Annotated in this window: 17 protein-coding genes; 15 read left to right on the forward strand and 2 right to left on the reverse strand. The window is 67.6% G+C overall.

What is annotated here, in order from left to right:
* Position 1: 1 nt before the first annotated feature.
* Both V8324_RS00275 and V8324_RS00280 read right to left on the reverse strand, forming a co-directional pair.
* A complete protein-coding gene (locus tag V8324_RS00275) occupies positions 2–196 on the reverse strand; it encodes a DUF6494 family protein (protein ID WP_336417906.1) in 195 nt (64 codons plus the stop codon).
* 65 nt (positions 197–261) lie between these two features.
* Positions 262–2,217 carry a 4Fe-4S binding protein gene (locus tag V8324_RS00280; RefSeq protein ID WP_336417907.1) on the reverse strand — a complete coding sequence of 652 codons (1,956 nt, stop codon included), beginning with the start codon at positions 2,215–2,217 and terminating at the stop codon, positions 262–264.
* A 207-nt stretch (positions 2,218–2,424) separates the two neighbouring features.
* Here V8324_RS00280 and V8324_RS00285 point away from each other — a divergent pair, with 207 nt between their 5' ends.
* The 15 genes from V8324_RS00285 (at position 2,425) to V8324_RS00355 (ending at position 16,643) form a co-directional block, all read left to right on the forward strand.
* Positions 2,425–3,159 (forward strand): DUF3305 domain-containing protein, encoded by a 735-nt coding sequence (locus V8324_RS00285; protein ID WP_336417908.1) that lies wholly within the window; start codon positions 2,425–2,427, stop codon positions 3,157–3,159.
* Positions 3,156–3,770, forward strand: coding sequence for a DUF3306 domain-containing protein (locus V8324_RS00290; protein ID WP_336417909.1), 615 nt, complete (start codon positions 3,156–3,158; stop codon positions 3,768–3,770). Before V8324_RS00285 ends, V8324_RS00290 begins: the two co-directional genes overlap by 4 nt.
* Entirely contained in the window at positions 3,767–4,396 is a 630-nt protein-coding gene (locus tag V8324_RS00295) for a TorD/DmsD family molecular chaperone (protein WP_336417910.1), read from the forward strand. The genes V8324_RS00290 and V8324_RS00295 overlap by 4 nt, the downstream gene beginning before the upstream one ends.
* Before the next feature lie 56 nt (positions 4,397–4,452).
* Positions 4,453–4,644 carry a ubiquinol-cytochrome c reductase iron-sulfur subunit N-terminal domain-containing protein gene (locus tag V8324_RS00300; RefSeq protein ID WP_336417911.1) on the forward strand — a complete coding sequence of 64 codons (192 nt, stop codon included), beginning with the start codon at positions 4,453–4,455 and terminating at the stop codon, positions 4,642–4,644.
* A 108-nt stretch (positions 4,645–4,752) separates the two neighbouring features.
* Positions 4,753–7,647 (forward strand): formate dehydrogenase subunit alpha, encoded by a 2,895-nt coding sequence (locus V8324_RS00305; RefSeq protein ID WP_336417912.1) that lies wholly within the window; start codon positions 4,753–4,755, stop codon positions 7,645–7,647.
* 12 nt (positions 7,648–7,659) lie between these two features.
* On the forward strand, positions 7,660–8,256 hold the full coding sequence (gene fdh3B, locus V8324_RS00310) for a formate dehydrogenase FDH3 subunit beta (protein ID WP_336417913.1): 597 nt from the start codon (positions 7,660–7,662) through the stop codon (positions 8,254–8,256).
* Between the two features lie 128 nt (positions 8,257–8,384).
* On the forward strand, positions 8,385–9,596 hold the full coding sequence (locus V8324_RS00315; RefSeq protein ID WP_336417914.1) for a formate dehydrogenase subunit gamma: 1,212 nt from the start codon (positions 8,385–8,387) through the stop codon (positions 9,594–9,596).
* Positions 9,597–9,598: 2 nt separating this feature from the next.
* The gene (locus V8324_RS00320) at positions 9,599–10,909 is read left to right on the forward strand and encodes a c-type cytochrome (RefSeq protein ID WP_336417915.1); all 1,311 of its coding nucleotides are present in this window, start codon (positions 9,599–9,601) and stop codon (positions 10,907–10,909) included.
* Positions 10,910–10,913: 4 nt separating this feature from the next.
* Positions 10,914–11,051, forward strand: coding sequence for a hypothetical protein (locus tag V8324_RS00325; RefSeq protein WP_336417916.1), 138 nt, complete (start codon positions 10,914–10,916; stop codon positions 11,049–11,051).
* A gap of 113 nt (positions 11,052–11,164) precedes the next feature.
* Positions 11,165–12,328 carry a D-alanyl-D-alanine carboxypeptidase family protein gene (locus tag V8324_RS00330; protein WP_336417917.1) on the forward strand — a complete coding sequence of 388 codons (1,164 nt, stop codon included), beginning with the start codon at positions 11,165–11,167 and terminating at the stop codon, positions 12,326–12,328.
* A complete protein-coding gene (gene tmk, locus V8324_RS00335; RefSeq protein ID WP_336417918.1) occupies positions 12,325–12,951 on the forward strand; it encodes a dTMP kinase in 627 nt (208 codons plus the stop codon). Before V8324_RS00330 ends, tmk begins: the two co-directional genes overlap by 4 nt.
* Positions 12,948–14,099 (forward strand): DNA polymerase III subunit delta', encoded by a 1,152-nt coding sequence (locus V8324_RS00340; RefSeq protein ID WP_336417919.1) that lies wholly within the window; start codon positions 12,948–12,950, stop codon positions 14,097–14,099. The genes tmk and V8324_RS00340 overlap by 4 nt, the downstream gene beginning before the upstream one ends.
* A gap of 18 nt (positions 14,100–14,117) precedes the next feature.
* The gene (locus V8324_RS00345) at positions 14,118–14,912 is read left to right on the forward strand and encodes a TatD family hydrolase (protein WP_336417920.1); all 795 of its coding nucleotides are present in this window, start codon (positions 14,118–14,120) and stop codon (positions 14,910–14,912) included.
* Positions 14,912–15,709, forward strand: a complete 798-nt coding sequence (locus V8324_RS00350; protein WP_336417921.1) for an MBL fold metallo-hydrolase — start codon at positions 14,912–14,914, stop codon at positions 15,707–15,709. The genes V8324_RS00345 and V8324_RS00350 overlap by 1 nt, the downstream gene beginning before the upstream one ends.
* 4 nt (positions 15,710–15,713) lie before the next feature.
* Positions 15,714–16,643, forward strand: coding sequence for an AEC family transporter (locus V8324_RS00355; protein ID WP_336417922.1), 930 nt, complete (start codon positions 15,714–15,716; stop codon positions 16,641–16,643).
* The last annotated feature ends 1 nt before the right edge of the window (position 16,644 follow it).

Below are 16,644 nucleotides of genomic sequence, written 5' to 3' on the forward strand. Positions count from 1 at the left end.
GTCAGTCCTGTCCCTTGATCGTGCCGGTGACCACGTGTTCGATGTCCAGCCCTTCCACGGTCAGCACCACCTTGGCCTCGAATTCCTGCCCGGCGGTCGCGCCTTTCTGGCGCAGCCCCTCCTCGATGGCCTGCTGCGAGGTGACGCCCACCTGCTTGAGGAACTTGCGCATCGACATGTTGAACTCTTCGATCATGGTGCCCTCCTGCTTTCATTGGATCGCGCGACGCAAGGCGTCATGCCGGCGCCGGCGATCCGCCCTCAGTGATCCTTGCGGCCGTTCAGGTAATCCTCGGTGGTGCGCACCCGCGGCCGGTCGCCCGCGGCAAAGGGATTGTCCGCGGAGTTGAACTGCGCGTTGATCCGGCAATCCTCGCACATCTGGATGGTGCGGGCGGCCTCCGAGGTGGTGAACATCGAATGCTTGCCGGCCAGCTTTTCGGTGATCCTTTGAATTGTGGATTTCGACCCGAAAAGCGTGCCGCATTCGATGCAGGCGAACGGCTCTTCCTCGTGCAGCACCACCTGGCTCAGCGCGCTGTCGGCCAGCGTCATGCGCGGCTCCAGCGTGATCGCGTTCTCGGGGCAGATGTTGGCGCAGATCCCGCATTGCAGGCACGCATCCTCCTGGAAACGCAGTTGCGGCTGATCGGCATTGTCCATCAGCGCGCCCGACGGGCACAGCGACACGCAGGACAGGCACAGCGTGCAGGCCTCGGTGTCGACATGCACCGCACCGTAAGGCGCGGCGTCGGGCAGCGGCAGCGTCGCGCCCTCGGGGTTGAGCGCCTTCGCGGAGAGGCGCGCGACCTGCCGGCGGCTGCCCATGGGCAGCACGGGCTCGGCCACCCCCTTTTCCGGCGCGGCACCGTATAGTGCATCGCACAGCGCATCCGGCTCCGCCGGCTCAAGCATCTCGATCGGGGCCTCGCCGGCCATCGCGCGGGCCAGCGGGATCTCGAGGTCCAGCGCGTCCCGCTCGGTGCGCGGCGCCAGCAGGATCGATACTGCCCCGAAGCCCGAGGCGAGCGCGGCGAGGATCTCGGCATTGCCGAATCCCGACAGCGCCGGAACTTCCAGCGGGATCACGTCGGCCGGCAAACCTGCCCCGTGGCGCGCGGCCAGCCGGATCATCTCGGCGCCGTGATCCGCGTCATGCACCAGCAGGCGCGGCGTGCTCCCGCCCGCGCGCAGATAGGCCGAGGCCAGCGTCTGGATGCGGCGGAATGTCATGTCCGGGGGCGGGGCGTCATAGCTGATCGCGCCCGACGGGCACACCGCGGCACAGGCCCCGCAGCCCGCGCAGATCATCGGGTCGACACTGACATGATCGCCGTCGGGAACGATCGCGCCCGTCGGGCACAGGTCGAGGCACTTGCTGCACCCACTCTGACCGGCCCGCGAATGCGCGCAAAGATGCGTGTCCAGCGCCACGTAAAGCGGCTTCTCGAACGTGCCGATCAGCTGTGCGGCCTCGAAGACCGCGTCCGCGACCGCCGGCAGGCTTCCGGGATCGGCGCGCAGGTAGCCCTCGCGCTTTTGCGGCGCGGGAAACATCGGCGTGCCGCCCGACAGATCGAGGATGATGTCGCACGCAGTTCGCCCGCCGTCGCGTGGCGCGGTCCAGCGCAGGGCACCGCGCCCCGCGGGATTGACCTGTTGCAACGCATCAATACGCAGATCGAACCCGCCGAGTGCACCCGTGGCCTGAACGATACGCCCCCGTATTGCGTCGAAGGTGCGGCTTTCGGGTGGGTCGACATCGTCGGTCAGCAGCACCGTGACGCCAAGCGTCCGTGCGAGCCTTTCGGCGGCGGGCACGGCCACCTCGGCTGCCCCGATGATCAGGCACACCCCCTCCGAAACCACGTCGCGGGTCTTCTCGGATGGCACGGGCAGGCTGGCCTCGGCCAACAACGCCGCCATCTTGGGGTGCTTCGACCTGGGGTCGTCGGACCAGCCGGCGCGGTCGCGCAGATCGATGCAGGCGGGGCTGTCGGCCCCAAGTTCAACCGCCAGATCCTCGAAGGTGCGCGCCTCCTGCGCGCAGCAGACGATCGCCTCGCCGTCCTCGATCGCCTTGGCTGCCGCGCCGATCTCGTCGGTGCAAAGCGCGCTGTGCAGCCTCGAGCACGCCAGTCCGGTGGCCGCCTCGAGCCCGTCGGCATCGACGCTCTGGGACGCGGCACAGTCGCATAACAGCAGTTTTGTAGACATGCACACTCCGGGATCTCGTCGCGGAAAAACGAGCGCATCGCCCTCGTTCAACAACCCGAACAGTAGACCCGATTGCAGGGTCGCGTAAACCGCCATTCGACCTGACCAATTCACGACTCTAACCGGGCCGGGCAGAGCCGCAATCCCGATTGATTCTGTTGGAAATCAGCGGGATGCATCGCCGCAGCGCAGCATGGTTTTCGATGAGTGGCCGGATTTTCCTTGCCTTTCTTGGGCCTGCAATTGGTGCAGGTGCAGCAATATCGGCCCGCGCGGGCACGGGGTCGCAGGCGCAAAAAAGGCTTTGTTTTGGTCACAAAATTGGACCACAATGAACTCACAAAGAGCAGGATTGGTAATCGCTTGACCGTTTCGCATGACAAAGAAGCGACGATGCCGCTCGGTATCGTGATCCGTAAGGCACCGGGAGGGACCCGGTGGGCGGCGTGGACGTGGCGGGCGGTGGCGGTTCTTCCCGGCGCCCCGGATGCGCACTGGCAGGAGTTGCGCCGCGACGGCGAGGTGATGGAATATCATGCCGCAACCGTGCCCCTGCACCTGCACCACACCCAGACAGAAGCATACCTGCAAGGACTGTCGGCGCGCGTGCCGTCGGTCTATGTCATCATGCGCCGTGGCGACGCGGCCAACCGCGACGGCGCGCCGCTCGATGTCGTTCTGGTCACCGCCTCGCCCTTCGAGGCGCAGGATTACGCCGATACTGGCGAGGAAATCGTCGAGAAGGTGCCGATGCCTGGCGGGTTGATCGCTTGGGTGCGCGACTTTGCCGCGGCGCATCACGAGCATGAAGATTTCAAGAAGCGCCGCCGCGACACGCACACGATCGGCGACGCGCAGGACGGGATCGGAGATCCGCGCATCCCGCAGATGCGCGACGTCTACCGCGCCCCCGGCCCGGCCCGTCGCGGAGGAGTGCAATGAGCCCGGTCCGCGATTTCTGGTCGCGCCGCCGCGCGCAGGTCGAGGCCGAAGCCCAAGAGCAGGCACGCGCAGCCGAGGCCGAGGCGCGCGCCGCACAAGAGGCCGAGCTGGCGGAAAGGACCGATGCCGAGCTTTGCGAGGATCTAGGGCTGCCCGATCCCGATGCGCTGCAGCAAGGCGACGATTTCAGCGCCTTCATGTCGAAGGCCGTGCCCGACCGGTTGCGCCGGCGCGCGCTGCGTCGCTTGTGGCGCAGCAATCCGGTGCTGGCCAATGTCGACGGGCTGGTGGATTACGGCGGGGATTTCACCGACAGCGCCACGGTGATCGAGAACATGCAGACCGCCTACCAGGTGGGCCGCGGCATGACCGCCCATGTCGACGAGATGGCCCGGCAGGCGGAGGCCGAAGCCGAAGAACGGATCGCTGCACAAAACGCGCCGAACTCCGAGGATGCCGACGGGGACGAGGCCGAACTGGCGGCGGCAGAAGAGCCCGCGCCCGAAACCGCGCAGCCCCATGTCTGGGACGACACGGCCCCATCCGAGTCCGACCTGCCGCCCCGCCGCCGCATGCGCTTTGCCTTCGATGATAGCGGGGTTCCGGCATGACCCGACAAGAGGCCCTCATGGATCAGCCCGCCGCCGCGCCGCGGATCGCCGAAGAGGACGCGCTGCGCGCCGATCTCTACGATTTTCTCGCGGCCCTCCTCGCGCGCCCGCCCGGCGCCGACCTGCTGCGCAAGACGGCGGCCCTGCACGGCGACGAGTCCGATCTGGGGCAGGCCATCGCGGCGCTCGCCCGGGTGGCTGCGGTCACCCGGGCCAGGGCGGCCGAGTCCGAGTTCAACGCGCTTTTCATCGGTCTGGGCCGCGGCGAGCTTCTGCCCTATGCCAGCTATTACCTGACCGGGTTCCTCAACGAGAAACCGCTGGCCGCGCTGCGCCGCGACATGGCGGCGCGCGGCATGACCCGCGCCGAGACCGTCTACGAGCCAGAGGACAACATCGCCTCGACAATGGAGATGATGGCGGGCCTTGTCCGCGGGCGCTTCGGCGCGCCGGCGCCGCTCGACGATCAGAAGCTGTTCTTCGGCAAGCATGTCGGCCCCTGGGCCGGGCATTTCTTCGCCGACCTCGAGGGCGCGCGGAACTCGGTCCTTTACGCCTCGGTCGGCGCCGTCGGCCGGATCTTCATGGAGATCGAGGCGCAGGGCTTTCGCATGAGCGCGGGATGATCCCGCACCACGACGGGCGGGGCCCCACCCGCCACCACAACAGGAGGGAAGTCGTCATGACACACAAACCCAAGGAGACCGCCACGCGACGGGATTTCCTGCGACTCGCCGCTACCGGCGCACCCGCGGTCGCAGTCGCCACCGCAATGACCGGGCGCGCCGCCGAGGCCGCCGAGCCGGACCTTGCATCCGACAAGATTCAGGACACGGCGCATACCCGCGCCTATCTCGACAGCGCCCGGTTCTAGAGCCCGGACGCGGTAACCGCCGCCGACGCAAGCGGGCACGAGGCCCGATCGTCTGCGGAGATCCCAGTACCCAGCCCGTGTTCGGGGCCGAGGGAGGAGACAAGAGACATGCTTAGGAAAAAGACCAACGGGGTTGCGCGACGCCCCCAGCGGACCGGGATCCTGTCCGAAACCGACGGGGCCTCGGTCGACCGGCGCGCCTTTCTGCGCGGCAGTGGCCTCGCCATCGGCGGGCTTGCGACGATGGGCGCCATGGGCGGCACCGTGACCCGCGCCACCGCCCAGAGCGCCGCCGGCGAGGCGGTGCAGACCGTGAAATCGGTGTGCACGCATTGCTCGGTCGGCTGCACGGTGGTGGCCGAGGTGCAGAACGGTGTCTGGACCGGGCAGGAACCCGGCTGGGACAGCCCCTTCAACCTCGGGGCGCATTGCGCCAAGGGCGCCTCGGTGCGCGAGCACGCGCATGGCGAGCGGCGCCTCAAGTATCCGATGAAGAAGGAAGGCGGCGAGTGGAAGCGCATCAGTTGGGAGCAGGCGATCGACGAGATCGGCGACGGCATGATGCAGATCCGCGAGGAAAGCGGCCCGGACAGCGTTTACTGGCTGGGCAGCGCCAAGCACAATAACGAGCAGGCCTATCTTTTCCGCAAGTTCGCGGCCTACTGGGGCACCAACAACGTCGACCACCAGGCGCGGATCTGTCACTCGACCACCGTGGCGGGCGTGGCCAACACATGGGGCTACGGCGCCATGACCAACAGCTACAACGACATCCACAATTCCAAGGCGATCTTCATCATCGGCGGCAACCCCGCCGAGGCGCATCCCGTCTCGCTGCTGCATGTGCTCAAGGCCAAGGAACAGAACAACGCGCCGCTGATCGTGTGCGACCCGCGCTTCACCCGCACGGCGGCGCATGCCGATGAATTCGTGCGCCTGCGGCCGGGCAGCGACGTGGCGCTCGTCTGGGGCATTCTGTGGCACATCTTCGAGAACGGTTGGGAGGATGAGCAGTTCATCCGCACCCGCGTCTGGGGCATGGACCAGATCCGCGACGAGGTCGACAAATGGACCCCCGAAGAGGTCGAACGCGTGACCGGCGCGCCGGGCAGCCAGCTGCGCCGCGTGGCGCGCACGCTGGCCAACAACCGCCCCGGCACGGTGATCTGGTGCATGGGCGGCACGCAGCACACCAACGGCAACAACAACACGCGCGCCTATTGCGTGCTGCAACTGGCGCTCGGCAACATGGGCACCGCGGGCGGCGGCACCAACATATTCCGCGGCCATGACAACGTGCAGGGCGCGACGGATCTCGGCGTGCTGTCGCACACGCTGCCGGGATATTACGGCCTGTCGAAAGGTGCCTGGGATCACTGGGCCCGCGTCTGGGGCGAGGACCCGCAATGGCTTGCCGACCGCTTCATCAAGGCGACCACCACCGACGGCGAGGATCAGCCGCTGCAATATCTCAGCGGGATCCCGGTCAGCCGCTGGATCGACGGCGTCCTCGAAGACCCCGAGAACATGGACCAGCCCAACAAGGTGCGGGCCATGGTGCTCTGGGGGCATGCGCCCAACAGCCAGACCCGTGGCCGCGAAATGAAGACGGCGATGGAACAGCTCGACATGCTGGTCGTGGTCGATCCCTATCCGACCGTCTCGGCGGTCATGCAGGACCGCACCGATGGCGTCTATCTTCTGCCGGCCTGCACGCAGTTCGAGACGCGCGGCTCGGTCACCGCCTCGAACCGCTCGCTGCAATGGCGCGACCGCGTGGTCGAACCGCTGTTCGAGAGCGTGCCCGACGAGGTCATCATCGCCAAGTTCGCCAACAAGTTCGGCTTCGCGGATCGCCTGTTCCGCAATATCGAGATGGACGACGCCGAGACCCCGAATGTCGAAAGCATCACCCGCGAATTCAACCGCGGCATGTGGACGATCGGCTATACCGGGCAGTCCCCCGAGCGGATGAAGCTGCACATGGCCAACCAGCACACCTTCGATCGCACGACGCTGCGCGCCAATGGCGGGCCGGCGGATGGCGAGACCTACGGTCTGCCCTGGCCGTGCTGGGGCCCGCCCGAGATGGGGCATCCGGGCACGCATATCCTCTATGACATGTCCAAGCCCGTCTCCGAGGGCGGCCTGACGTTCCGCGCGCGCTTCGGCGTGGAACGCGACGGCGACAACCTTCTGGCCGAGGGCGTGTATTCCGCCGGCTCGGACATCGAGGACGGCTACCCGGAATTCACCATGCAGATGCTGATGGATCTGGGCTGGGACGGCGAGCTTACCGACGAGGAACGCGAGATCATCGACGGCATCGCCGGGCCCGATACCAACTGGAAGACCGACCTTTCGGGTGGGATTCAGAGGGTGGCCATCGCGCATGAATGCGCCCCCTTCGGCAATGCCAAGGCGCGCGCAGTGGTCTGGACCTTCCCCGACCCGGTGCCGATCCACCGAGAGCCGCTTTACACCAACCGGCGCGATCTGGTGGCGGATTACCCGACCTACGAGGACCGGCACGCCTACCGCCTGCCGACAATGTACGCCTCGATCCAGAAGAACGACTTCTCGAAGGACTACCCGATCATCCTCACCTCCGGCCGGTTGGTCGAATACGAGGGCGGCGGCGACGAGACCCGGTCGAACCCGTGGCTCGCCGAGCTTCAGCAGGACATGTTCGTCGAGGTGAACCCGCGCGACGCCAACAATATCGGCATCCGCGACGGCGCGCAGGTTTGGGTCGAAGGCCCCGAAGGCGGGCGCGTCAAGGTGATGGCGATGGTGACCGAACGGGTGGGCGCGGGCGTGGCCTTTATGCCCTTCCACTTCGGCGGCCATTTCGAGGGGCGCGACCTGCGCGACAAGTATCCCGACGGCGCCGATCCCTACGTTCTGGGCGAGGCGAGCAACACCGCCCAGACCTACGGCTACGATTCCGTCACCCAGATGCAGGAGACCAAGGCGACTCTCTGCAAGATCGTTGCGGCATAAGGAGATCAAGACATGGCAAGAGCAAAGTTTCTGTGCGACGCCGAACGCTGCATCGAATGCAACGCCTGCGTCACCGCCTGCAAGAACGAGCACGAGGTGCCCTGGGGGATCAACCGCCGCCGGGTGGTGACCATCAACGATGGCAGCCCCGGTGAACGCTCGATCTCGGTGGCCTGCATGCACTGTTCGGACGCGCCCTGCATGGCGGTGTGCCCGACCGACTGCTTCTATCAGGACGAGGAAGGCGTGGTCCTGCATTCCAAGGACCTGTGCATCGGCTGCGGCTACTGCTTCTACGCCTGCCCGTTCGGGGCGCCGCAATTCCCACAGGCGGGCAATTTCGGCAGCCGCGGCAAGATGGACAAATGCACCTTCTGCAAGGGCGGTCCCGAGGAAAACCACAGCCAGGCCGAGTTCCAGAAATACGGCCGCAACCGGATCGCCGAGGGCAAGCTGCCGATCTGTGCCGAGATGTGCTCGACCAAGGCGCTTCTGGCCGGTGACGGCGATACCGTCGCCGACATCTACCGCGAACGTGTCGTGGCGCGCGGCTTCGGCTCGGGTGCGTGGGGCTGGGGCAGCGCCTACGGCCAGCAAAGCGGCGGCTGAAACGCGGATGCCGATGCCGGGTGCGCCGATGGCCGCCCGGCATCGGAAACTTTCAAAGTTTCCGATCCGATTCCCGTGACGGAAATCGGTCCCGGCCACGAACGACGACCACAATTTTCGAGGACATCATGCGCGCATTTCTCAGCCTCGCCTTGTGTTTCCTGCTCGCCTTGCCGGCCCTCGCGCAGGAGACGCCGGAGTCGTCCGGTCCGGACAGCGCCGCCACCGGCGGTGCGCAGACGCTCGAGGACATCCTCGCCCGCCAGCGGGGCGAGACGGTGGATGACCCGGCCCGTCGCGCTGCCACCGGCACTCCCGACGACGCGGCGGGTATGGCCGGACAACTGGGCACGCTCGGCGGTGCCTCGGATGCCGAGGTCTGGCGCGCGCTGCGCTACGGGCTCGACGACGTGACGGTGTCCTCGGGCGGGCCCGAGGCGCGGGTGCTCATCCAGGATGCCGGCATGTCATGGCTGGAATTCCGCAAGGGTCCGCTTTCGACCTACGGGGCGTGGCTTCTGGGGATCACGATTGCGCTTCTGGCGGTCTTTTACCTGCTGCGCGGCAAGATCCGCATCGACGGTAAAAAGACCGGCCGCACCGTGACCCGCTTCCAGGCGGTCGAACGCTTCGGCCACTGGCTGATGGCGGGGTCCTTCGTGGTGCTGGCGATCACTGGGCTGGTGGTGCTGTTCGGCCGGACGGTGGTGATCCCGCTTCTGGGACACGAGGCCTTCTCGACCGTCGCCGTGGGCTCGAAATGGGTGCATAACAACATTTCGTGGGCCTTCATGCTGGGCCTCTTGATGGTGTTCTTCATGTGGGTGCTGCACAACATCCCCAACCGGACAGACCTGAAATGGCTGGCCGTCGGCGGTGGCATGTTCAAGAAGGGCGTGCACCCGCCGGCGAAGAAATTCAACGCCGGGCAAAAGATGATCTTCTGGGCGACGATCATCTTCGGTGCGTCGATCTCGGCCTCTGGCCTGTCGTTGCTTTTCCCGTTCGAGCTGCCGATGTTCGCCAAGACGTTTCAGGCGCTCAACGACACCGGCCTGCCACAGCTCGTGGGCTACGGCGCGCTGCCCGAAACGCTCGCCCCGCACGAGGAGATGCAGCTTTCCACGCTCTGGCACAGCATCATGGCCTTCGTGCTGACCGCGATCATCATAGCGCATATCTATATCGGCTCTGTCGGGATGGAGGGCGCGTTCGACGCCATGGGCACGGGCGAGGTCGAGGAGCAATGGGCGCGCGAGCATCACGGGCTCTGGCTCGAAGAGCTGCAGGACAAGGGCCACGCCGCCGATCCCGCCAGGGCCCGCACGCCCGCGGAATAGCCATGCGCGCGGTGACACTCGGCCTGTGCATCCTCGGGCTCGCCGCGGCTGACAAGCTTTCGGCGCAGGGTTTCACCACGCTCAAGGGGCATGGCGGCCCGGTCATGGGCCTCAGCGTTCTGCCCGACAACGGCGCTGTCGTTTCGGCCAGCTTCGACAATTCCGTGGGCCTCTGGCAGGGGCGTGTCCCGCGCTGGTTCGAGGGGCACCGCGCGGCGGTCATCGCCGTGCACCCGCTGGGGCATGACCGGCTGGTCTCGGGCGGCGACGATCACGCGGTCATCATCTGGGATCGCGGCACCGGAACGGGCCGGCGGCTGGAAGGGCACCGCGGCAAGATCGCGGCGCTCGACGTGTCACCAGGCGGGAAATGGATCGCCTCGGCAAGCTGGGACGGCGCCATCGGTCTCTGGCCGACAGGCGACGGTGCCGCGCGCTTTCTCGACGGGCATGACGGCCCGGTGAGCGATGTGGCCTTCAGCGCCGAAGGCGACCTGCTCTATTCGGCCTCCGCCGATGGCACGCTGCGGGAATGGCGCTGGCGCGATGCGGATGCCGCGCCGCGCGTGCTGCTCGATCAGGGATTCGGCATCAACCGGTTGGTGCCTGGGCCGGACGACGCTTGGCTCGCCTATGGTGGCGTCGATGGCGCGACGCGGGTGATCGACCCCGAGACCGGGCGCGAGATCGCCGATTTCACGCTCGACCGCCGCCCGGTCCTGTCCATGGCCCATCATGCCGGGACCGGGCAGTTGGCGGTCGGCGACGGGCACGGCCACATCATGGTGATCGATACCGGCACCTGGCGGATCACCAGAGATTTCCGGGCCATGGCGCGCGGGCCGGTCTGGGCACTGGCATTCTCGCCCGATGGGGACGTGATCCATGCCGGGGGGCTCGACGAGGTCGTCTTCACGTGGCCCGTAGATCTTCTGGAAGACGCCGGACCCGCGGGCGAGACAGAGCATTCCTTCCTGCGTCCCGTCGAGGAGATGGGCAACGGCGAGCGTCAGTTCATGCGCAAATGCTCGATCTGCCACGCGCTGACACCGCCGCCTTCGCGCAAGGCCGGGCCGACGCTGCACGGGCTCTTCGGCCGCCGCGCCGGCACGGTTCCGGGCTATGCCTATTCCGAGACGCTGGACGGCGCCGAACTCGTCTGGACGGTGGACACGATAGATGCGCTGTTCGATATTGGCCCGGATCATTACATTCCCGGCTCCAAGATGCCGATGCAGAGAATCACCGCCACGCAGGACCGGCAGGACATGATAGACTATCTTCGCCGGGCCACAGAAACGGAAGGTAATTGAGACCATGAAAGCGATGATTGCGGCCTTCGTCGCCTGCGGCGTGATCGCGGCAGCCGCCCCCACTGTGTTGCACGAACTGGGCTACACGACCGCGGCGAAACGCGCCGGCGACGCCGTGCGCCTGGGGGACGCGACGCGCTGATCGTGCGGCCCCGCAGGGCCGCGTTCCCCCTGGATAAAAGGCAGGTTGAAAAGGCCGACCGGAAAGGGTCTGTTCCTGCCCATCTCGTCCCGAACTGAGTCGCGGAGGTTGTCATGCGCTCGATCCGTTTTCTTCTTGCCCTTGTGCTGGCCAGCCTACTCGCGATGCCCGCCGCGGCGTTCGAGACCAGCGCTCGCGCGGCCTATGTCATGGATATGACCACCGGCACCGTTCTGCTCGACAAGAACGGCGACACGCCCTTGCCGCCGGCCTCGATGTCGAAGCTGATGACGCTTTACGTCGCGTTCGAGGCGGTCCGCGAGGGCCAGCTTTCGCTCGACGAACGCCTGCCCGTGTCACAACACGCAATGAGCTATGGCGGCTCGACGATGTTCCTCGACACCACCGACCGCGTCCGGGTCGAGGATCTTCTGCGCGGCATCGTCGTGCTCAGCGGCAACGATGCCTGCGCCGTGATCGCCGAGGCGCTCAGCCCCGACGGCACCGAGGCCGGCTTCGCGCGCTTCATGACACAGCGCGGTCAGCGCATGGGCCTGACCGGTTCGGTGTTCAAGAATGCCAGCGGCTGGCCGGCCGAGGGCCATGTCATGAGCATGCGCGACCTCGTGGTCCTGTCGCAGCGGATCATCGAGGACTTCCCCGAATTCTACGAGATGTTCGCCGAACGCGAGTTCCGGTTCGACGGGCGTGCGCCCAGCAACATCTACAACCGCAACCCGCTTCTGAGCCTCGATATCGGCGTGGACGGGCTCAAGACCGGGCACACGCAAGAGGCCGGGTACGGGCTGACCGCCTCGGCCAGGCAGGGCGACCGGCGCGTGATCTTCGCGATCTCCGGGCTCGACTCGGCAAACGCCCGCGCCCGCGAGGGCGAATCGATCGTCAACTGGGCCTTCCGGCAGTTCACCCGCAGATCGGTCGCCAAGGCCGGCGCGGAAGTGGCTCGCGTCCCGGTCTTCATGGGCGAGGCGCGCAGCGTCGGGCTGGCCCCGAAAGAGGATATCGACACGCTTCTGCCGGTGCTCGGCGAGGAGACCGTCGCGGCCGAGGTGGTCTATACCGGGCCGGTGCACGCGCCGGTGACCGAAGGCGACAGGCTGGCCGAGCTGGTGCTCAAGCCCGAAGGCCTGCCCGAGACCCGCGTGCCGCTCTTTGCCGCCGAGGCCGTCGCGCAGGGCGGTTTCCTGCAGCGCCTCGGTATCGTGTCGGGCCGTCTGGCGCAGCGCCTGTGGAGCAATATCGAGGGGACGCTTTGAGCCGGCCCGGCCTTTTCGTCAGCTTCGAGGGGATCGACGGATCCGGCAAGTCCACCCAGGCCCGGCGCCTTGCCGCGGCGCTCATCGATGCGGGCCGCAAGGTCGTGCTGACGCGCGAGCCCGGCGGCAGCCCCGGGGCAGAAGAGATCCGCGCCTTGCTGCTCGAAGGGGCCACCGACCGCTGGTCGCCCGAGACCGAGCTTCTGCTTTTCACCGCCGCGCGCCGCGACCATGTCGAGCGGGTGATCGATCCCGCGCTCGCGGCCGGCGAGGTGGTGATCTGTGACCGCTTCGTCGACAGCACCCGCATCTACCAGGGGCTGGGGCGCGCCGATCTTCGCGTGCTCGTGGACCGCTTGCACGCCCTGATGATCGGGCGCGAGCCGGACCTGACCGTGCTCATCGACATCGCCCCCGATCTGGGGCTGGGCCGCGCGCTGGCCCGGTCCGGCGGCGAGGCGCGGTTCGAGTCCTTCGGCGAGGACCTTCAGACCCGGATGCGCGCCGGCTTCCTCGCGCTCGCCGAGGAATTCGCGCCCCGCTTTGCGGTGATCGACGGCGGCCGCGACATCGAGACGGTCGCGGCGGATGTCGCGCGCACGGTCGACGCAGCGCTGCCATGAGCGACGACGCCCTGCCAGGCCCCGACCGCGTCGAGGGCGCGCCGCATCCGCGCGAGACCGCGCGGCTGATCGGGCAGGGCGCCGCAGAGGCGGCGTTCCTCGACGCCGTCAACACCGGCCGGCTGCACCATGCGTGGCTTCTGACCGGGCCGCGCGGCGTCGGCAAAGCGACGCTGGCGTGGCGCATCGCGCGCTTCCTGCTGGCCCATCAGGAGGGACAGGACGACGGGCTCCTTGGTGCGCCGCCGCCGCCCGACACGCTGGACGTGGATCCCGAACACCCCGTCGCGCGCCGGGTGACTGCGATGTCGGAGCCGGGGATTTTCCTGCTGCGGCGCGGCGGCGTGGGCAGCACCGACAGCGACCGCGCAAGGGCCTTCGCCGAAGGCCGGTTCTCCAGCGATATCCGCGTGGACGAGGTCCGCGGGCTGGGACGGTTCATTCATCTCTCCTCGGCCGATGGCGGGCGGCGCGTGGTGATCGTGGACAGTGCCGACGATCTCAACACGCAAGCCGCCAACGCGCTTTTGAAGATGCTCGAAGAGCCGCCCGCGCGCACCGTGATGCTGCTGGTTTCGCACCAGCCCTCGGGGCTGTTGCCGACCATCCGGTCGCGCTGTCGCGTGGTGCGGCTGACCCCGCTGGGACCCGAGGACATGGCCGCGGCGTTGGAGCAGGCCGGGGTCACGCTCGAAGGCGATCCCCTGGCGCTGGCGGAACTGTCGGGCGGGTCGGTCGGCGCGGGGGTGCGGCTTCTGAACCTCGGCGGGCTTGGCACCTATGCCGAACTGGTGGGACTGCTCGACAGCCTGCCGCGGCTCGACCAGGCCCGCGCGCTGAAGCTCGCCGACAGTGCCGCCTCGCGCGGCGCCGAAGAGCGGCGCGACCTGCTCTTTTCGCTCGTCGATCTCTTCATGACGCGGCTGGCGCGCACCGGCGCGCTCGGCGCGCCGCCGGTCGTCGAGGCCGCGCCGGGCGAGGCGGCGCTGCTGGCGCGGCTTGCGCCAGACGCGGGCCGCGCGCGGGGCTGGGCCGACTGCGCGCAGGAGGTGGGTGCGCGCGCCCGGCATGGCCGGGCGGTCAACCTTGACCCTGCCAGCCTCGTCCTAGATACGGTGTTCAGGATTCAGCAAACCGCGAGGGGATAACCCCTGCGAGGGAGAGGCATGGACACCGGCATCCGCATCACAGACAGTCATTGCCATCTCGACTTTCCCGATTTCGACGACGACCGCGCGGACGTGCTACAGCGCGCCCACGACGCCGGCGTGCAGCGCATGGTGACGATCTGCACCAAGCTGCGGCAGGAGCCGCAGGTGCGCGCCATCGCCGAGGCGCATAGCGGGGTCTTCTACGCCGCCGGCACGCATCCGATGTCCGCGGCCACCGAGCCGATGGTCACCGTGGACGAGCTGGTGAAGCTGGCCGATCACCCGAAATTCGTGGGCATCGGAGAATCGGGGCTCGATTACCACTACACGGCCGAGACCGCCGAGGTGCAGCGGGACAGCCTGCGCGTGCATATCGCCGCCGCCCGCGAAACCGGCCTGCCGCTGATCATCCATGCGCGCGACGCCGACGAGGACATGGCGCGCATCCTGTCCGAGGAATACCGTCAGGGCGGCGCCTATACCTGCGTCATGCACTGCTTTTCCTCGGGGCCGGACCTCGCGCATGCCGCGCTCGACCTCGGGTTCTACCTGTCGATGTCGGGCATCGCGACCTTCCCCAAAAGCCAAGCGTTGCGCGACATCTTCTCCGCCGCCCCGGTGGACCGCATCCTTGTCGAGACAGATGCGCCCTATCTCGCCCCGCCCCCGCATCGCGGCCGCCGGAACGAGCCCGCCTACACCCTGCACACCGCCCGGAAGGGCGCCGAGATGTTCGGCATGGACTGGCCCGATTTCGCCGCCCAGACCGAGGCCAATTTCGAGCGGCTGTTTTCCAAGGCGGTGCTCTGATGGGCGAGATGCGGTTCACCATCCTCGGCTGTGGCTCGTCGGGCGGGGTGCCGCGGCTTGGCGGGCATTGGGGCGACTGCGACCCAGACGATCCGCGCAACGCGCGCCGCCGCTGCTCGATGCTGATTGAGCGCGAGACGAACGACGGGGTCACCCGCGTCCTGATCGACACCTCGCCGGACCTGCGCGCCCAGCTTCTGGATGCCGGGATCGGCGCGCTCGACGCGGTGGTCTACACGCATTCGCATGCCGATCACGTGCACGGCATCGACGATCTGCGGATGATCGTGTTCAACATGCGCGCCCGCCTGCCGGTCTGGGCCGATGGCGACACGCAGAACGCGCTTTATTCGCGTTTCGGCTACGCCTTCATGCAACCCGACGACAGCCCCTATCCCCCGATCCTCGACATGCACACCATCACCGGTCCGTTCGAGATCGAGGGCGCGGGCGGGGTGATCAGCCTCGATCCGTTCAAGGTCGCGCATGGCTCGATCGACGCGCTCGGCTTCCGGATCGGCGACCTGGCCTACCTGCCGGATGTCAACGAGATCCCCGAAGATGTGTGGCCCAAGCTGCAGGGCCTCGATTGCTGGGTGCTCGACGCGCTGCGGCGCACGCCGCACCCCACGCATGCGCATCTCGATCTGGCGCTCGAATGGATCGCGCGCGCAGCACCCCGCCGCGCCGTGCTGACGAACATGCATATCGACCTGGACCACCGGACCGTCGCCGACGAGACGCCCGCACATATCACCCCGGCCCATGACGGGATGACGCTGCACTACACGGTCTGACACGGTGCAGGCGCTGGTCGAGGTGATCCTGCCGGTCTTTCTGGTGATCGGGTTCGGATACCTCGCCGTCTGGCGCGGCTGGTTCAGCGATGCGGGCGTCGAGGGTCTGATGACCTTCACCCAGAAATTCGCCATCCCCTGCCTGCTTTTCGCGGCCATCGCGCGGCTCGATCTCGGGCAGAACTTCGAATGGCGGCTGCTGTCGAGCTTTTACGCCGGCGCCGTGTCGGGCTTCGTGCTGGGGCTTCTGGGCGGGCGGTACCTCTTTGGCCGCTCGTGGGAGGATGCGGTCGCCATCGGGTTCTGCGGGCTCTTTTCCAACTCGGTCCTGCTGGGGCTGCCGATCATGGAACGCGCTTATGGCGCGGATGCGCTGTCGCCCAGTTTCGCCATCATCGCGATCCATTCGCCGGTCTGCTACGGCATCGGGATCACCGTGATGGAGGTCGTCAAGGCGCGCGGGCAGGCGGGGCGGCACCTGCCGGGCAAGGTCGCGCGGGCAATGTTCTCCAACACGCTGATCATGGGCATCGCCGCGGGCTTCGCGGTCAACCTCTCGGGGCTGCCTCTGCCCGGGCCGTTCAACGCCGCGGTGGACCTGATGGTGCGCGCGGCGCTGCCTGCGGCGCTGTTCGGGTTGGGCGGCGTGCTGGTGCGCTACCGCCCCGAAGGCGACATGCGCACGATCCTCTATGTCTGTGCGGTGTCGCTGGTGGCGCATCCGTTGATCACCTACGGGCTGGGCCGCAGCCTCGGGCTGTCGGTCGACGCGCTGCGCGCGGCGGTGGTGACGGCGGCGATGGCGCCCGGCATCAATGCCTATATCTTCGCCAATATCTACGGCCATGCACGGCGCGTCGCGGCCTCCAGCGTGCTGATCGCCACCGGTCTGACGGTGATCTCGGCCTGGCTGTGGCTGCAGATCCTGCCCTGAC

It is taken from the genome of Roseovarius sp. D22-M7 (assembly GCF_037083785.1).
Lineage (GTDB): Bacteria > Pseudomonadota > Alphaproteobacteria > Rhodobacterales > Rhodobacteraceae > Roseovarius.